We start from the raw sequence: 17,028 nt of genomic DNA on the forward strand, positions 1-17,028 counted from the left end.
CTGACCGGCCAATATTCAACCGCGATTGGCCGGGCTATCATCCGACGGCTCAACCAGACAACGACACGTAAGCAAGGAGACTCGATGAACAAGGCAGCACACGCACTGCTCGGCGTTCTGGCCGGTGTTTTGATGCAAGGCGGCGTGGTCCACGCACAGACCAGCGCGACCGCCGCGGCGCCTTCGCGGCTCGACGAAATTCTTGCGCGCGGCACGCTGCGCGCCTGCACGACCGGCGATTACAGACCGTACTCGTTCTATAAAGCCGACGGCCAGTTCGAAGGCATCGATATCGACATGGCTGAGTCGCTCGCCAAGTCGCTCGGCGTGAAGGCGGAATTCGTCAAAACGTCGTGGCCGAACCTGATGAACGACTTCGTGGCGAAGTGCGATGTCGGCGTGGGCGGCGTCTCGCCTACGCTCGAGCGGCAAAAGCGCGCGTTCTTCACGCAGGCGTACATGATTGACGGCAAGACGCCGATCGTGCGGTGCGACGACGTCAACAAATATCAAACTGTCGCGCAGATCGATCAGCCGGCTACCCGAGTAATCGTCAATCCGGGTGGTACCAACGAACGCTTCGCGAAACAGTACTTTCCGCACGCCAACGTCACCGTCTATCCGGACAACGTGACGATCTTCAAGCAGATCCTGGCCGGCAAGGCGGACGTCATGGTGACGGATGCCTCAGAAACGTTATTGCAGCAAAAGCTGAATCCGGGTCTTTGCTCCGTGCATCCTGACAAGCCGTTCCAATACGGCGAAAAGGCCTGGCTTCTGCCACGTGGCGACGTCGCGTTCCAACAGTATGTCGACCAGTGGCTACATCTGGCGCGAGCAACCGGTGAATATCAGGCGATCTCGGATAAATGGCTGAAGTAAGCAGCCTTGCTGGTTGCGGGCTACGCTTGCTGCTAGCAGGCCGTGTGTGCTCCGTCTGGCTCGGCGACGGGCCGGATCGATATAGACCTTTTTTAATAATTGCGCACTGTCGACACAATCCTGTAACCAGAATCGTCGGATGTAAGCAAAAGCAGAACAATGCGGGCCAACGGTCATTGCATTGGATTAACCGGCATGTTTACTCTGCCCCTCCTTTGCGCGTGCTGCGACGCAGCGTGCTCACTGACGCCGGGAGAGGTAAGGTACGCGGGTCGGGCAAGAGCCTGTAACACAGGCGATCGCCCTCAAAAAAGATGACCGTGCAACCATTTCATGCGGAATCGACTGAATGGATTGCCTCGCAATATGCGTCGCGAATGGCATCAATCAGGCGTATTAAATTGCGGCTCAGTCATCGGTAAAACTTACGTTTAAAACGTTTCAATTTGGCAATAAATCCCGCAACGCCTTATCTGGCGGGCGTTACAACCTGAAACACTTTGTTACCGCGCTCGTAGGTTAATTCGCCCACAATGCCCTCAACGGTTTCAACACGGATGTGGGTGGGTGCGTAGTGTGAGCGGATACGATGCACTTGCCGGTCGGCGCTTGCCGAAGCCCTGTGAAGGGGCATCCCTGCTGGGGCCGTAGTCGGCGCAGGGTCGTCGTCTCAGTCGGTTCCTCCTTTGGTCTCCTCGCGCTAACCCCGTAGCGTGTGGTTTTTAGCGGGCTCCAGGCCCGCTTTTTTTTCGTCTACTCAAACGTTTGCGCGCTTTTTCAGGGTCGTTTTCGCGCGCCGCCTCGGCCAACGTGTCCCTCAAAATGCAGGCCGGCTCAGTGCGGGCGTTCGCGCCGCGGCGAGCCGGCATGTGGGTCACGCTGTCTTGTCTTCCTTCAACTTCAGTTCGCTAATCATTCGTTCGCGCATGATGAATTTCTGCACCTTGCCGGTCACCGTCATCGGCAGTTCATCGACAAAGCGAATGTATTTCGGCACCTTGTAGTGCGCGATCTGACCTTGGCAGAATTGCTGGATCTCTTCGGCCGTTGCCTGCTCGCCTGAGCGCAGGACGATCCACGCGCACACTTCCTCGCCGTACTTCGAATCCGGCACGCCGAACACCTGAACGCTCTGAATCTTCGGGTAGCGGAACAGAAATTCTTCGATTTCGCGCGGATAGATGTTCTCGCCGCCGCGAATCAGCATGTCCTTCAGGCGACCGACGATATTGCAGTAGCCTTCGGCATCGAGCGTAGCGAGATCGCCGGTATGCATCCAGCCATCGACGACGCTTTCACGCGTCTTCGCTTCGTCGTCCCAGTAGCCTTGCATCACCGAATAACCCTTGGTGCACAACTCGCCCGTCTCGCCCACCTGCACGATATTGCCAAGCGGATCGACGATCTTCACTTCAAGATGAGGCTGGATGCGGCCGACCGTCGTGGTGCGCTTGTCGAGCGGATCGGTGGTCGAACTCTGGAACGACACCGGGCTCGTTTCCGTCATGCCATACGCAATCGTGATCTCGTTCAGATGCATCTTCGAGACGACTTTCTTCATCGTCTCGATTGGGCACGGCGAGCCGGCCATGATGCCCGTGCGCAGACGCGAGAAGTCGTAGGTGACGAAGTCAGGATGATCGAGTTCGGCGATGAACATGGTCGGCACGCCGTGTAGTGCGGTGCACTGCTCTTCGGCGACGGCAGCCAAGGTAGCGGCGGGGTCGAAGCCCTCGCCCGGAAACACCATATTCGCGCCGACCGATACGCACGCCAGCACCGCTAGCACCATGCCGAAGCAATGATAGAGCGGCACGGGGATGCACAAAGCGTCCTTCTCGGACAGGCGCATCGCCATCGCGATATAGCGTGCGTTGTTGACGACATTGCTGTGCGTCAGCGTCGCACCCTTCGGATTGCCGGTAGTGCCGCTGGTGAACTGAATATTGATCGATTCGTGGCACGACAGCGTCGCACCGATGGCGTCGAGCCTCGCGACATCGAGCGTCGCGCGGCCCTGCTCGATGACTTCGGAGAAGCTCAGCATGCCGGCCGTTTGCGTGTCGCACATGCGGATCACGAAGCGCAGAGCGGGCAAACGCGCGGCATGCAACTCGCCTGGCGCATGCGTGGCCAGTTCCGGCGCGAGCTCCTGCAGCATGTCGAGATACATCGACGTTTTGAAGCGCTCCGCCGCGATGATCGCCTTGCAGCCGACCTTGTTCAACGCGTATTCGAGCTCGGCCAGCCTGTAAGCCGGATTGATGTTGACCAGCACGACGCCGATGCGCGCAGTCGCGAATTGCGTGAGCAGCCACTCCACCCGGTTCGGAGACCAGATGCCTACACGGTCGCCCTTTTCGATACCGATCGCGAGGAGCCCGGCTGCCAGCACGTCGACCTCTTCCGCGAACTCTTTCCACGTCCAGCGAATGCGCTGCTCGCGAAACACCACGGCTGGACGGTCAGGGAACCGTTCCGCCGTATCGCGCAAGAACTGGCCGATCGTCGCTTCACTCAACGGAATATCGGTCGATCCGCGGACATACGAGAGGCCGTCTTTCGGTGCGATGAGTGCGCCTTCGCCTGACACTTGCGTTGCCATGGTGTTGTCTCCGTGAGCGGAAGCTCGCCCTATTGAAATGAATTTGAAATCGATTGTGCCACCGGCGCGTGTCGGGACGGCATCAAGTCTTACCCGCACGCATCTGCGGCTTATTCCGTCCGTCCGCCACCCCGTCTGAACACATGATTTTGCTGACCTTTCCGTAAACGTCAAGCAGAGGTCAAAAAAAAGCAGCCACGAAGGCTGCTTTCTTTCTGGAACGTGTTGCTTACTTCTGACTGCGCAGCTTGCGCAGACGTTGGATCGCAGCGAGTTGAGCCGTCGCATACGCCAGTTCCGCTTGCGCGGTTGCGTATTCGAGGTTCGAACCCGTGTTTTGCAGCGCTTCTTCCGCACGCTTGCGCGCATCTTCGGCCTTGGCTTCGTCGAGATCCTTGCCGCGAATTGCCGTGTCGGCGAGAACCGTCACGGCGCCCGGCTGGACTTCGAGAATGCCGCCGGCGACGAACACAAACTCTTCGTCGCCGTTTTCAGCTTCGATGCGCACCGCACCCGGACGAATCCGGGTGATGAGCGGCGTGTGGCCCGGCAGAATGCCGAGTTCACCCGCTTCGCCCGGCAGCGCGACGAACTTCGCCTGGCCCGAGAAGATCTGCTCTTCCGCGCTGACGACGTCTACTTTAATGGTTGCCATATCGACTCCTGTGGCGACCAGAGTTAGCGCTTTAGCGCTTACTCTGGTCCCATGCAAAGCGCGACGAGTGTTAGCGCTTTAGCGCTTACTCTCGTCCCATGCAAGGCTGGGTTGAGCGTAGTAAGAGGCGCCGGCTTTGCGTTCCGATACAACAGGTATCGATACGCGCGAGGCCGGCGCCCGCTTCGTTACACCCGACCTTTACTGGATCTTCTTGGCCTTTTCGAAGGCTTCGTCGATCGTGCCGACCATGTAGAACGCTTGTTCCGGCAGGTGGTCACACTCGCCTTCAACGATCATCTTGAACCCACGGATCGTTTCCTTCAGTGGCACGTACTTGCCCGGCGAGCCCGTGAACACTTCAGCGACGTGGAACGGCTGCGACAGGAAACGCTGGATCTTACGAGCGCGCGCGACGGCGAGTTTGTCTTCCGGCGCCAGTTCGTCCATACCCAGAATCGCGATAATGTCGCGCAGTTCCTTGTAGCGTTGCAGCGTTTGCTGCACGCCGCGCGTAATCGAATAATGCTCTTCGCCGATCACGTTCGGGTCGATCTGACGCGAGGTCGAATCGAGCGGGTCGACTGCCGGGTAGATACCCAGCGAAGCGATGTCACGCGACAACACGACGGTTGCGTCCAGGTGGCCGAAGGTCGTAGCCGGCGACGGGTCGGTCAAGTCGTCCGCAGGGACGTACACGGCCTGAACCGACGTGATCGAGCCGGTCTTGGTCGACGTAATACGCTCTTGCAGCTTACCCATTTCTTCAGCCAGCGTAGGCTGATAGCCCACGGCCGACGGCATCCGGCCGAGCAGTGCCGACACTTCGGTACCGGCCAGCGTGAAACGGTAGATGTTGTCGACGAAGAACAGCACGTCGAGGCCTTCGTCACGGAAGTGCTCAGCCATCGTCAGACCGGTCAGCGCGACGCGCAGACGGTTGCCCGGCGGCTCGTTCATCTGGCCGTACACCAGCGCGACCTTGTCGAGAACGTTGGAGTCCTTCATTTCGTGATAGAAGTCGTTCCCTTCGCGGGTACGCTCGCCAACACCGGCGAACACGGAGTAACCGCCGTGTTCCTTAGCGATGTTGTTGATCAGTTCCATCATGTTCACGGTCTTGCCCACGCCGGCGCCACCGAACAGACCCACCTTGCCGCCCTTGGCGAACGGGCAGATCAGGTCGATAACCTTGATGCCGGTTTCGAGCAGTTCGGTCGACGGCGACAGCTCGTCGAACGCCGGAGCCTTCTGGTGAATACCGCGAACCACGTCCGAGGCGATCGGGCCGGCTTCGTCGATCGGGCGACCGAGCACGTCCATAATCCGGCCGAGGGTCGGCTTGCCGACCGGCACGCTGATCGGGTGACCCGTGTTCTTCACGACCGTACCGCGGCGCAGGCCGTCCGATGCACCCAGACAGATGGTACGGACGACGCCGTCGCCCAGCTGTTGCTGGACTTCGAGGGTCAATTCCGAACCTTCGAGAATGAGCGCGTCGTAAATCTTCGGCATGTCCGAACGCGGGAATTCCACGTCGATCACCGCGCCGATGCACTGTACGATCTTGCCTTCTACCAAAGCAGTAGTACTCATCGCTTTTCCTTTAGATACTCAATTCTTCACTCGCGCAAAGGCGCAGTTTCGATGGGGGTGCGCCGCGACGGCGCACACCAAGCGGTGTGCCTGACCGTCAAGGTCAGACTGCCGCTGCGCCACCGACGATTTCCGACAGTTCTTTTGTGATCGCGGCCTGACGGCTCTTGTTGTACACGAGCTGCAGTTCGTTGATGACCGTCTTCGCATTGTCCGAAGCGGCCTTCATCGCGACCATCCGTGCCGACTGCTCCGATGCCATGTTTTCCGCGACGGCCTGATAGACCAGCGCTTCGACATAACGCACCAGCAGTTCATCCACCACTGCCTGCGCATCCGGCTCGTAGATGTAGTCCCACTGCGTGCTCGGCGTCGTGCCGTCTTCTTCCTTGCGCTCGAACTGGTCTGCCGACAGCGGCAGCAGTTGCTCGATCACCGGCTCCTGCTTCATCGTGTTGACGAAGCGCGTGTACGCCAGGTACACCGCCGAAACCTTGCCTTCCGAGTACAGGTCGAGCTGCACCTTCACCGCACCGATCAGCTTTTCCAGATGCGGCGTGTCGCCCAGATGCACGACATTCGACACCACCTTGGCGCGCAGACGATTCAGGAAACCCAGACCCTTGGTGCCGATCGCAGTTGCTTCGATCGTCTTGCCCTGGCCTTCCAGTTCCTTGAACTTCTGCAGCGACGCACGCAGCACGTTGGTGTTCATGCCGCCGCACAGACCTTTATCGGTCGTGACGAGGATGATGCCCGCCGTCTTCGCGCCTTCGTTCGACACCATGAACGGGTGGCGATACTCCGGGTTCGCACGGCTCATGTGTGCAGCGATATCGCGGACCTTGTCGGCATACGGGCGAGCAGCGCGCATGCGCTCCTGAGCGCGGCGCATCTTCGATGCGGCCACCATCTCCATCGCTTTCGTGATCTTGCGCGTGTTTTGCACGCTCTTGATCTTGCCGCGAATTTCCTTCATTCCAGCCATTGCTTGCTCCTTGTCGGCCCGAGTTAGCGCTTCAGCGCTTACTCGGGTCCCATGCAAAGCGATCGAAGCAGCGCGGGGGCATTCACATGCGGCCCGCGCCGCCTCAAGGTCCGTTTATGCCTTGCGGATCACTCGCGGATCAATAAGCGCCGGACTTCTTGAAGTCTTTGAGAGCCGTGTGCAGCAGGCCTTCGTCGTCCTTCGAGAGTTCCTTGGTGTCTTCGATGCGCTTGATCAGGTCAGCGTGCTTCGACTTCAGGTAGTCGCGCAGGCCCTTTTCGAACGGCAGCACTTGCGCAACTTCCAGATCGTCGAGGTAGCCGTTGTTCGCGGCGAACAGGGCGATCGCCAGTTCCCACACTTGCAGCGGCTGATACTGCGGCTGCTTCAGCAGTTCCGTCACGCGGCGGCCGCGCTCGAGCTGCTTGCGGGTGGCTTCGTCGAGGTCCGATGCGAACTGCGCGAACGCAGCCAGTTCACGGTACTGTGCGAGGTCGGTACGGATACCGCCCGACAGCTTCTTCACAACCTTGGTCTGAGCCGCACCACCGACGCGCGACACCGACACGCCGGCGTTAATTGCCGGGCGGATACCTGCGTTGAAGAGGTCGGTTTCCAGGAAGATCTGGCCGTCGGTAATCGAGATCACGTTCGTCGGAACGAATGCGGTCACGTCGCCTGCCTGCGTTTCAATGACCGGCAGTGCCGTCAGCGAACCGCTCTTGCCCTTCACTTCGCCGTTCGTGAACTTCTCGACGTACTCTTCCGAGACGCGAGCAGCACGTTCCAGCAGACGCGAGTGCAGATAGAACACGTCGCCCGGGTAAGCTTCACGACCCGGCGGGCGGCGCAGCAGCAGCGAGATCTGACGGTATGCCCAAGCTTGCTTGGTCAAGTCGTCATAAACGATCAGCGCGTCTTGACCGCGGTCGCGGAAGTATTCGCCCATCGTGCAGCCGGCGTACGGTGCGAGGTACTGCATTGCAGCCGATTCCGAAGCCGAAGCGGCCACGACGATCGTGTATTCCAGCGCGCCGGTTTCTTCCAGCTTGCGCACCACGTTCATGATCGACGAAGCCTTCTGGCCGATCGCGACGTAGATACAGAAGAGGTTCTTGCCCTTCTGGTTGATGATCGCGTCGACTGCGACTGCGGTCTTGCCGCACTGGCGGTCGCCGATGATCAGCTCACGCTGGCCACGGCCAACCGGCACCATCGCGTCGATCGACTTCAGACCGGTCTGGACCGGTTCCGAAACCGACTTACGCCAGATCACGCCAGGAGCAATCTTTTCGATTGCGTCGGTTTTCTTCGCGTTGATCGGGCCCTTGCCGTCGATCGGGTTGCCGAGCGCGTCGACCACGCGGCCGAGCAGTTCCGGACCCACCGGCACTTCGAGAATGCGGCCCGTCGTCTTGACGATGTCGCCTTCCGAAATGTGTTCGTACTCACCCAGAATCACGGCGCCGACCGAGTCGCGCTCGAGGTTCAGTGCGAGACCGAAGGTGTTGCCCGGGAATTCGAGCATTTCGCCCTGCATCACTTCCGACAGGCCGTGGATACGCACGATACCGTCGGTCACGGAGATCACCGTGCCCTGGTTGCGAACGTCTGCGCTCGCTTCAAGGCCCTGGATCCGGCTCTTGATCAGCTCGCTGATCTCAGAGGGATTGAGTTGCATTATTCGCTCCTGATAGTCAATTCTGTTGCGTGCCAGCCGCTGAAGCGCTTCAGGCGCTTCAGGCCGTCAGAGCCGTTTGCATGCTGGCAAGCCGCGCGCGGACCGAGGTATCGAGCACTTCGTCGCCAACCGTCACGCGCACACCGCCGATCAGCGACGGGTCGACTTCGACCGTCGGCTTCAGCTTGCGTTTGAACTTGCGTTCGAGACTTGCGACGAGGTCGTTCAACTGCGCGCCTTCGAGCGGGAATGCGCTAACGATCAGCACATCTGCCGCCCCTTCGCGGGCGTTCTTCAACTCTTCGAACTGCGTGGAGATTTCCGGCAGCAATTGCAGGCGATGGTTATCGACCAGCATTTGCACCAGATTCTTCGCTTGCGCATTGTCCTTGAGCGGCGACTTGACCGCGGCCAGCAGCAGTTCGCTGACCTGGGCGTGACTCACTTTCGGGCTCGAGGAGATCGACAGCACTTCGGGCAGACGCGCAACCTGTGCCAGCTCCTGCACGAGCGTGGACCAGGCGGCGATGTCACCAGCTTCGGCCACGCCAAACAGCGCTTCTGCGTACGGACGGGCGATGGTTGCAAGTTCGGCCATGATCAGAGCTCGGCTTTCAGTTGATTCAGCAGGTCAGCGTGAGCTGCCTGGTCGACTTCGCGCTTCAGGATCTGTTCAGCGCCCTTCACGGCGAGTGCAGCGACATCGCCGCGCAGCGTTTCGCGCGCCTTCACGACTTGCTGGTCCGCGTCGGCCTTCGCTTGCGCGATGATGCGAGCGGCTTCAGCTTGTGCTTGAGCCTTGATTTCGTCGGCGACTGCCACAGCGCGCTTTTCGGCGTCAGCAATACGTTGCTGACCGTCGTTGCGTGCCTGAGCCAGTTCCTGGTCGACGCGCTTGTGGGCGGCTTCGAGTTCAGCCTTGCCCTTTTCAGCGGCAGACAAACCGTCAGCAATCTTCTTTGAGCGCTCGTCGAGGGCGTTGATCAGCGGCGGCCACACGAACTTCATCGTGAACCACGCGAGGATCAGGAACACGACCATTTGCGCAAACAGGGTTGCGTTGAGATTCACGGTGTTTCCTTAAACGTTGCTAGTTCGGAAAGTGAAACGGCAAGGCGCTCATCGATTCTGTATTCGATCAGCGCCCAAGTGCCCGTTCCGCCCTGCGCCTTTACTAGTTATAGCTCAGGCGCAAACTTCCGAGGAACCTCAGCCTGCCAGCTTCGACAGCAGCGGGTTCGCGAACGCAAACAGCATTGCCACACCAACGCCAATCAGGAACGCCGCATCGATCAGACCAGCCAGCAGGAACATCTTGGTTTGCAGCGGGTTCATCAGTTCCGGCTGACGAGCGCATGCTTCGATGTACTTGCCGCCCATCAGGCCGATACCGATACAGGCGCCGATTGCACCCAGGCCGATGATGATGCCGATACCGATGGCGGTCAGACCCTGGATGTTGGCGATGAAAGCTTGCATGATCACTCCTTTGTGAAAAGTCTTTTTAGAACTGGTTGGAACTGGGATTTAAAAAACTACGATTCTTTTGTCCGACGGCGCAGTTTAGTGCGTGTCGTGTGCCTGGCCGATGTACACCAGCGTCAGCATCATGAAAATGAACGCCTGCAGCAGAACGATCAGGATGTGGAAGATTGCCCACACGCTGCCGGCGATCACGTGGCCGATGAAGCCAAGCACCGTCGTGTCCGCGCCGAAGCTCCAGATGCTGCCGAGCAGGGCAATCAGCAGGAACAACAGTTCGCCCGCGTACATGTTGCCGAACAGCCGCATGCCGAGCGAGACCGTCTTCGCGACGAACTCGATGATGTTCAGTGCAAGGTTCGGGATCCACAGCAGCGGATGTGCGCCGAACGGAGCGGACAGCAGTTCATGCACGAAGCCGCCGGCGCCCTTGATCTTGAAGTTGTAGTAAATCATCAGCGCGAACACACCGAGGGCGATGCCGATCGTACCGTTCAGGTCGGCGGTCGGAACGATGCGGTGGTGCGGGATGACTTCGGACAGACCCAGCCAGCCGATCACGTGGCCCGGCAGGTCGACAGGGATAAAGTCGAGCGAGTTCATCAGCGCGACCCAGATAAACACGGTCAGTGCCAGCGGTGCGATGAAGGTGCGCGTGCCGTGGATCATCGACTTCGATTGATCCTCGACCATTTCGACCAGCATCTCGATCGCGCATTGGAAACGGCCTGGCACGCCCGACGTCGCCTTACGGGCCGCGAGATACAGAATGAAGATGGTGGCCAGACCGCAAACGATCGACCAGAACAGGGTGTCCAGATTCCACACGTGAATGTCGAAAATCGACGTCTGGTGCGCGGTGGAAAAGTTCTGCAAGTGGTGCGCGATGTACTCGGACGGATCCATTGCGCGCGTGCCTTCGCTAGCTGCCATATCGTTAAAGCCACCCAAATTGTCGAAAATCGTCTTAGGCCGCTCCCGCCGCAATACTGTATTGCGGGAACACGCCGGGTGCGGATCATGTCATATCCGCACTCCTGTTGGCGGCGCTGCGCGCCAGCCTGAATTTTTGCTACTACTTTGTTGCTGCTTCCTTAGCGCCACGCCAGGGCGATCCAGTACGTCTTGAGCGCAATGAGGTAGGTCACGAGCAGCGGCACCCAGCGTACGTCGTGATACCAGAAGGCGATGGCTACAAACATCGCGATCGTTGTCCCCATCTTGAGCGCTTCGCCGATCATCCAGCTCATCACTGTCTCGGCGCCGCTCAGCGTTCTAAGGCGTGCCGCGAACAAAGCACCCGGCACCCAGCAAATCGCTCCCCCCAGGAACGCGGACAGCGCAGCAGCGCCCGGCGGCTTGTAGAACAGCCACCACACCAGCGTAGCACCCAGGGACAAAACCATTTGCGCTGCCACGACCTTGGCAGGCGTGACGCGCGATGGACGACTCACATTGGGACCAAACAGCTTTTCAGCCTCGGCCCGCGTAAGCGGAACGATATTGTTATCTTGCTGCTCGACATCCCACGCATCATCAGGTGAAGCGTGCTGACCGGTGGACGCAACGGAAGGGGTGCGCTCAGCGGGGTGTTCGTCGTGCCCATTCTTCGGCGCTTGATTCGACGCTTTGACCGCCATCGCAGTGTTCCAAAAGTCTTGTTCCAGCCCGCGAGCTTACGCCGCGCTTACGGGGTTGCCGTGCAATTAAATCCGGGCGATTGTAAGCGATAGTTGCAGGCAATTCAAGACTTTAGGCCGTTCAATAAACCGCGTGAAACCGGCCTTCACCATATGGAAGCGGCGTCTTCCCGCAGTGATTCACGGCAAATGTAAGGCGGTCGGGGGATGGCCAAATATGCGTGATGAGTTAGACGGTTTCGATCCCGCAGATACGTCGCTTCGGCGCTATGACGTACGTCTCAAAAATGCAACAGAAGTTAATTTTCGCGTGGTACGGTGGACTTGCGTCACAGTTACGGGTAGTGCAATGCGGTGGGCGGATACCGATTCCCTACAGACCACGCGACCACTGCGAACACGTTTTTGATACCGCCCGATGATGCCGCGCGGCTGCAGGACTTTCGGCGGCAGCGCTCTGCGCGCCTGCCCCGCAGCACTTAAATCATCCGCGGCATCGCGAACAACTCGCCGGCGCCGGATCGGAAAGCGGCCAACGCGGAATTCGACGTCGATAGGGATCCGACGCGGGAGGGTGAAGAAGCATTCGCGCGATTGCCGAGCGGTCCCAGCATCCGGCGCTCGCCACCACACTATGCGGGGAGGCACCGGCGCGTACCCAGCGGCAAGCGAAATGGTGCCATCGGCCTTTCACATCAGGAATCCTCAATATATATCGCCAGTTTTAAATTCAGGAATCCATCGGATATCAATATGGCATGCAAATGAATTGGCGAGAGCGGCGAACGTTCAAGGTTGTGATTGCGGCCGCCGCGATGCACCTCCCGCCGCCGAACCGCTTGCGAATCGGATCTCCATCCAGACGATTCACAAGCACGTTCGGCATGCTTCGCATTCGATTCGCCGTCGCGGTCAGGCCGTGGCGTTGCCGCGCAGCCGGACAAGAATGCCTTCCAGTGCATCCAGGTCGCCGAAATCCACCAGCACCTGGCCGCGGCCCCGCCGGCCGAGCTTGATCTTCACCGTCGCGGCGAGTAGATCAGACAATTCTTCTTCGAGGCGTCGCGTGTCGCGGCCGCCGTCCTGATTTGCGCGCGCCTTCACCGCTGGCGCCGCTTTGGTAGTCGCGGTCACCAGCTTTTCGGTTTCACGCACCGACATGCGTTTGTTGACGACCTGATTGGCCAGTGTGATCTGCGTCGCGGCGTCGACGGCCAGCAACGCGCGCGCATGCCCCATGTCGAGATCGCCGGCCAGGAGCATTGTTTGCACGGGCAACGCCAGGTTCAGCAAACGCAGCAGGTTCGAGACGGCGCTGCGCGAGCGGCCGACCGACTCAGCCGCCTGTTCATGCGTAAAGTGGAATTCATCGAGCAAGCGCTGAATGCCCTGCGCTTCTTCGAGCGGGTTCAGATCTTCGCGCTGAATATTTTCGATCAGCGCCATCGCCGCAGCAGTCTGGTCCGGTACGTCCCTCACCAGCACCGGCACCTCGTCGAGGCCGGCGAGACGCGCCGCGCGGAAACGCCGCTCACCGGCGATGATCTCGTACTTGTCCGCCGAAACCGGCCGAACGAGGATCGGCTGCATCAGTCCCTGCGCACGGATGCTCGCTGCCAGCTCCTGCAGCGCGCCTTCGTCCATGCGCGTACGTGGCTGGTACTTGCCGGCCTGCAGTTTGCTGAGCGGCAGCACGTTGGGCGCGCCCTCAATCACCACTGCCTCGGTGATATCCGGACTGCCGCCGAGCAGTGCTTCAAGACCCCGGCCCAATCCCTTTTTTCTTGCTACTGCATTCATCGCGCTTCCTCGATCCGCTTAGGATGCCTGGTGCGCGCTGCTCAGTGCGCGCACCCGCTCAATCATTTCTGCACCAAACTGCACATAGGCTTGCGCGCCGCGCGACGCCCGGTCGAACACCACGCCCGGCAAACCATAGCTAGGCGCTTCAGCCAGACGCACGTTGCGCGGGATCACCGCGTCGAACACCTTGTCGCCGAAATGCTCCTTCAGCTGATCGGAGACTTGCTGTTGCAGCGTGATACGCGGATCGAACATCACGCGCAGCAGGCCGATCACCTTCAGGTCCCGATTCAGGTTGGCGTGCACCTGCTTGATCGTGTTGACGAGGTCCGACAGGCCCTCGAGCGCGAAGTACTCACACTGCATCGGAATCACCACGCCGTGCGCGGCGCATAGGCCGTTGAGCGTGAGCAACGACAACGCCGGCGGGCAGTCGATCAGCACGAAATCGTATTCGCCCTCGACTGCCGCCAGCGCGGACTTCAATTGACGCTCGCGGTTTTGCACGCTGACCAACTCGACCTCGGCGCCAGCCAGCTCACGGTTGGCGGGCAACACGTCGTAGTCGACTGCTTCCGTCCGTGTCCGTGCATCCGCTACCGATATGCCGTCCACGAGCACTTCGTAGACGGTGTTCGTGCAAGCAGCCTTGTCGATGCCGCTGCCCATCGTGGCGTTACCCTGCGGGTCCAGATCGATGAGAAGGACACGCTGTCCCTGCGCTGCCAAGCTCGCGGCCAGATTGACCGTTGTCGTTGTCTTGCCGACGCCGCCCTTCTGATTCGCAACGCAGAAGATTTTTGCCATCGTTGGTGTGTCCCTTTTTCTGCTTGAGTAAATTGAAAAGCGCTCTTGCTATTCGGTGCGTACCGCCGGGCTACCGGCGGTTGTCAGCCCTCGCCATCCACCCGCACCTTGATCAAGTGCCGCTCGGCGTCGAGTGATGGAACGTGCAGGCGGATGATCTCTTCCACGTGTGAGCCCGCCGGCAAGCGTTCAATCTCGCCGTCCGGACGCACGCCCTTCATCGCCCAGATCGCGCCCTGCTCCGCGACCAAGTGACGGGCCAGTGTAACGAAATCCGCGAGTTCTGCGAATGCGCGCGAGACAATTACGTCGAACTTCACCGGTACTTCGGCGCCTGGCCGCAGCGTTTCGACCCGGCCGGTGACAACCGACAGATTCGCCAGGCCGAGTTCGGCCTTGGCCTGAGCCTGAAAAGCCGTCTTCTTTTGAACGATATCGTTCACGGTGACGGTCCAGCCGGGCAAAACGATGGCCAGCACGATCCCCGGCAAGCCGCCGCCGGAACCCACGTCGAGTACAGAGGAAGGCCCACGCGTCGCAAGATGCGGCACGATCGACAGCGAATCGAGTATGTGCTGAATCAGCATTTGCCGCGGATCGCGGATCGCCGTCAGGTTGTAGACTGCATTCCACTTCGCCAGCAGGGCGACGTAGTCGAGCAGCTTGCCAAGTTGGGCGTCGCTTAAATCAAGGCCGAGTTCGCGGACGCCGTCCTCCAGCAAAGGTGCCAACGCCTCTGCTCCGCTTCTCTTCTGACGCACCGTCATTGCGCCACCGGCGTGCTATCGGCGCCAGGTTCGGCCGGGTTCGTCGAACGACGCCCCAAGCCACGCTTCAAGTGAACCATCAATAGCGAGATCGCTGCCGGCGTAATACCAGAGATGCGCGACGCCTGGCCGATGGTTTCCGGGCGGAATTGCGTTAACTTCTGACGGGCTTCGAACGACAGCCCTCTGACTTCCGCGTAGTCCAATCCCTCTGGCAGACGCGTGCTTTCATGCGCCTCATTTCGCTCGATCTCACCGGCCTGGCGGTCGATATAACCCTGATACTTAATGCCGATCTCGATCTGCTCCTTGATCTGGGCGAGCAGAACGTCGTCCTCAGCCAGCGTTTCGGGTGCGGCACACGCGCCCTCCCGCAAACCGCAGACGCCGTCGTAGGTCACGCCCGGACGACGCAGCAGATCAGCGAGACTGTATTCGTGATCGATCGGCTTACCGAGCAGCGCCGTTGCCTCGTCGGCCGATAACGTCTTAGGATTAACCCACGTCGTGCGCAGACGTTCTGTTTCACGTGAAACAGCGTCGCGCTTACGACTGAATGCATCCCAGCGGACGTCATCGACAACCCCGAGTTCACGACCTATTTCTGTCAGACGCATATCCGCATTGTCTTCACGCAAGCTCAGACGGTACTCGGCTCGGCTCGTGAACATCCGGTACGGCTCCGACACGCCGCGCGTCACCAGATCGTCGACCAAAACACCAAGGTATGCCTGATCGCGTCGCGGACACCAAGCTTCCTTGCCCTGCACGTGCAAGCCGGCGTTGATTCCGGCCAGCAGACCTTGCGCCGCCGCCTCTTCATACCCGGTCGTACCGTTGATCTGACCGGCAAAGAACAGCCCGTTGATAACTTTGGTTTCCAGTGATGCCTTCAACCCGCGTGGATCGAAGTAATCGTATTCGATCGCATAACCGGGGCGCAGGATGTGGGCGTGCTCCAACCCGCGCATCGAACGCACGAGTTCCAGCTGTACATCGAACGGCAGGCTCGTCGAAATCCCGTTGGGATAGAACTCGTTGGTCGTTAAACCCTCTGGTTCGAGGAAGATCTGATGCGATTCCTTCGATGCAAAGCGATGGATTTTGTCCTCAATCGAAGGACAGTAGCGCGGCCCCACCCCTTCAATGACGCCCGTGTACATCGGCGACCGGTCGAGCCCACCACGGATGATGTCATGCGTGCGCTCGTTCGTATGCGTGACCCAGCACGGTACTTGCCGCGGATGCTGCTCGACGCGACCGAGAAATGAGAAGACCGGCACCGGATCGAGATCGCCCGGCTGCTCGTCGAGCTTCGAGAAATCGATCGTGCGGCCGTCGATCCGCGGCGGCGTCCCTGTCTTCAGACGGCCTTGGGGCAGCTTCAATTCCTTCAGCCGAGCTGACAACGAGACCGAAGCCGGGTCGCCAGCGCGACCGCCTGTGTAGTTGTTCAAACCCACATGAATCTTGCCGTCGAGGAACGTACCAGCCGTCAGCACGACTGCGCGCGAGCGGAAACGAATGCCCACCTGCGTGACAGCGCCGACCACACGGTCGCCCTCCACCATCAGATCATCGACGGCTTGCTGGAACAGCCACAAGTTCGGTTGATTCTCCAGACGATGGCGGATCGCCTGCTTGTACAGGAGACGGTCGGCCTGCGCGCGCGTTGCGCGAACAGCCGGACCCTTCGACGAATTCAGGATACGAAACTGGATTCCGCCCTCATCCGTCGCGGCCGCCATCGCACCGCCAAGCGCATCAACCTCTTTCACCAGATGGCCCTTGCCAATGCCGCCGATAGACGGATTGCAACTCATCTGACCAAGAGTTTCGATGTTGTGCGTCAGCAGGAGCGTCGTATTGCCCATGCGCGCCGAAGCCAAGGCCGCTTCGGTGCCGGCATGACCACCGCCGACGACGATTACGTCAAATTCTGTGGGAAAAAGCATGGCGGGATCTCACGCCAGATCGTCGCGTGAGCCTTTCAAAGGAAAATGTATGGGCGAATTATAACGGGTTCGGTTTAGGCCCGAATTTCGGCCGAATGGCTAACCATGAAAAAAGCGGTGTGTTTCACGTGAAACACACCGCTTCGAATGACAGTGAGAGAATCGCG

At 59.8% G+C, this 17,028-nt stretch carries 15 protein-coding genes; 1 reads left to right on the top strand and 14 read right to left on the bottom strand.

Annotated elements, in window-relative coordinates:
- The first annotated feature begins 84 nt into the window (after nt 1–84).
- The gene (locus DLM46_RS16130; protein WP_115101738.1) at nt 85–882 is read left to right on the top strand and encodes a transporter substrate-binding domain-containing protein; all 798 of its coding nucleotides are present in this window, start codon (nt 85–87) and stop codon (nt 880–882) included.
- A gap of 874 nt (nt 883–1,756) precedes the next feature.
- On the opposite strand, the gene DLM46_RS16135 is transcribed toward DLM46_RS16130, so the two are convergent.
- From DLM46_RS16135 to mnmG, 14 genes are all read right to left on the bottom strand, one after another.
- Nucleotides 1,757–3,487 carry an AMP-binding protein gene (locus DLM46_RS16135; RefSeq protein WP_115101739.1) on the bottom strand — a complete coding sequence of 577 codons (1,731 nt, stop codon included), beginning with the start codon at nt 3,485–3,487 and terminating at the stop codon, nt 1,757–1,759.
- 229 nt (nt 3,488–3,716) lie between these two features.
- Nucleotides 3,717–4,142 carry a F0F1 ATP synthase subunit epsilon gene (locus DLM46_RS16140; RefSeq protein ID WP_115101740.1) on the bottom strand — a complete coding sequence of 142 codons (426 nt, stop codon included), beginning with the start codon at nt 4,140–4,142 and terminating at the stop codon, nt 3,717–3,719.
- Nucleotides 4,143–4,343: 201 nt separating this feature from the next.
- Nucleotides 4,344–5,738, bottom strand: a complete 1,395-nt coding sequence (gene atpD / locus DLM46_RS16145; RefSeq protein ID WP_115101741.1) for a F0F1 ATP synthase subunit beta — start codon at nt 5,736–5,738, stop codon at nt 4,344–4,346.
- 103 nt (nt 5,739–5,841) lie between these two features.
- Nucleotides 5,842–6,726 (bottom strand): F0F1 ATP synthase subunit gamma, encoded by an 885-nt coding sequence (atpG, locus tag DLM46_RS16150; RefSeq protein WP_011490290.1) that lies wholly within the window; start codon nt 6,724–6,726, stop codon nt 5,842–5,844.
- 139 nt (nt 6,727–6,865) lie between these two features.
- The gene (gene atpA / locus DLM46_RS16155; protein WP_115101742.1) at nt 6,866–8,407 is read right to left on the bottom strand and encodes a F0F1 ATP synthase subunit alpha; all 1,542 of its coding nucleotides are present in this window, start codon (nt 8,405–8,407) and stop codon (nt 6,866–6,868) included.
- A gap of 58 nt (nt 8,408–8,465) precedes the next feature.
- Nucleotides 8,466–9,005: a F0F1 ATP synthase subunit delta gene (locus DLM46_RS16160; RefSeq protein ID WP_115101743.1), complete on the bottom strand. Its 540-nt coding sequence runs from the start codon at nt 9,003–9,005 to the stop codon at nt 8,466–8,468.
- A gap of 2 nt (nt 9,006–9,007) precedes the next feature.
- Nucleotides 9,008–9,478 (bottom strand): F0F1 ATP synthase subunit B, encoded by a 471-nt coding sequence (locus DLM46_RS16165; RefSeq protein ID WP_115101744.1) that lies wholly within the window; start codon nt 9,476–9,478, stop codon nt 9,008–9,010.
- Nucleotides 9,479–9,616: 138 nt separating this feature from the next.
- The gene (gene atpE / locus DLM46_RS16170; protein ID WP_007180033.1) at nt 9,617–9,886 is read right to left on the bottom strand and encodes a F0F1 ATP synthase subunit C; all 270 of its coding nucleotides are present in this window, start codon (nt 9,884–9,886) and stop codon (nt 9,617–9,619) included.
- Between the two features lie 84 nt (nt 9,887–9,970).
- Complete coding sequence (gene atpB, locus DLM46_RS16175) at nt 9,971–10,822, bottom strand: F0F1 ATP synthase subunit A (RefSeq protein WP_115101745.1); 852 nt, start codon at nt 10,820–10,822, stop codon at nt 9,971–9,973.
- A 161-nt stretch (nt 10,823–10,983) separates the two neighbouring features.
- Nucleotides 10,984–11,529 carry an ATP synthase subunit I gene (locus DLM46_RS16180; protein ID WP_115101746.1) on the bottom strand — a complete coding sequence of 182 codons (546 nt, stop codon included), beginning with the start codon at nt 11,527–11,529 and terminating at the stop codon, nt 10,984–10,986.
- 912 nt (nt 11,530–12,441) lie between these two features.
- A complete protein-coding gene (locus tag DLM46_RS16185) occupies nt 12,442–13,329 on the bottom strand; it encodes a ParB/RepB/Spo0J family partition protein (RefSeq protein WP_115101747.1) in 888 nt (295 codons plus the stop codon).
- Nucleotides 13,330–13,347: 18 nt separating this feature from the next.
- Nucleotides 13,348–14,139: a ParA family protein gene (locus DLM46_RS16190; RefSeq protein ID WP_115101748.1), complete on the bottom strand. Its 792-nt coding sequence runs from the start codon at nt 14,137–14,139 to the stop codon at nt 13,348–13,350.
- Nucleotides 14,140–14,222: 83 nt separating this feature from the next.
- Nucleotides 14,223–14,906, bottom strand: a complete 684-nt coding sequence (gene rsmG, locus DLM46_RS16195; protein ID WP_115101749.1) for a 16S rRNA (guanine(527)-N(7))-methyltransferase RsmG — start codon at nt 14,904–14,906, stop codon at nt 14,223–14,225.
- Nucleotides 14,903–16,861, bottom strand: coding sequence for a tRNA uridine-5-carboxymethylaminomethyl(34) synthesis enzyme MnmG (mnmG, locus tag DLM46_RS16200; protein WP_115101750.1), 1,959 nt, complete (start codon nt 16,859–16,861; stop codon nt 14,903–14,905). The genes rsmG and mnmG overlap by 4 nt, the downstream gene beginning before the upstream one ends.
- Between the last annotated feature and the right edge of the window lie 167 nt (nt 16,862–17,028).

The organism is Paraburkholderia lacunae, from assembly GCF_003353175.1.
Classification (GTDB): Bacteria; Pseudomonadota; Gammaproteobacteria; order Burkholderiales; family Burkholderiaceae; genus Paraburkholderia; species Paraburkholderia lacunae.

Excerpts from the sequence above, each read along its gene's own strand:
- DLM46_RS16130 (WP_115101738.1), top strand. The coding sequence starts at position 85 with ATGAACAAGGCAGCACACGCACTGCTCGGCGTTCTGGCCGGTGTTTTG.
- DLM46_RS16135 (WP_115101739.1), bottom strand. The coding sequence starts at position 3,487 with ATGGCAACGCAAGTGTCAGGCGAAGGCGCACTCATCGCACCGAAAGAC.
- DLM46_RS16140 (WP_115101740.1), bottom strand. The coding sequence starts at position 4,142 with ATGGCAACCATTAAAGTAGACGTCGTCAGCGCGGAAGAGCAGATCTTC.
- atpD (WP_115101741.1), bottom strand. The coding sequence starts at position 5,738 with ATGAGTACTACTGCTTTGGTAGAAGGCAAGATCGTACAGTGCATCGGC.
- atpG (WP_011490290.1), bottom strand. The coding sequence starts at position 6,726 with ATGGCTGGAATGAAGGAAATTCGCGGCAAGATCAAGAGCGTGCAAAAC.
- atpA (WP_115101742.1), bottom strand. The coding sequence starts at position 8,407 with ATGCAACTCAATCCCTCTGAGATCAGCGAGCTGATCAAGAGCCGGATC.
- DLM46_RS16160 (WP_115101743.1), bottom strand. The coding sequence starts at position 9,005 with ATGGCCGAACTTGCAACCATCGCCCGTCCGTACGCAGAAGCGCTGTTT.
- atpE (WP_007180033.1), bottom strand. The coding sequence starts at position 9,886 with ATGCAAGCTTTCATCGCCAACATCCAGGGTCTGACCGCCATCGGTATC.
- atpB (WP_115101745.1), bottom strand. The coding sequence starts at position 10,822 with ATGGCAGCTAGCGAAGGCACGCGCGCAATGGATCCGTCCGAGTACATC.
- DLM46_RS16180 (WP_115101746.1), bottom strand. The coding sequence starts at position 11,529 with ATGGCGGTCAAAGCGTCGAATCAAGCGCCGAAGAATGGGCACGACGAA.
- DLM46_RS16185 (WP_115101747.1), bottom strand. The coding sequence starts at position 13,329 with ATGAATGCAGTAGCAAGAAAAAAGGGATTGGGCCGGGGTCTTGAAGCA.
- DLM46_RS16190 (WP_115101748.1), bottom strand. The coding sequence starts at position 14,139 with ATGGCAAAAATCTTCTGCGTTGCGAATCAGAAGGGCGGCGTCGGCAAG.
- rsmG (WP_115101749.1), bottom strand. The coding sequence starts at position 14,906 with ATGACGGTGCGTCAGAAGAGAAGCGGAGCAGAGGCGTTGGCACCTTTG.
- mnmG (WP_115101750.1), bottom strand. The coding sequence starts at position 16,861 with ATGCTTTTTCCCACAGAATTTGACGTAATCGTCGTCGGCGGTGGTCAT.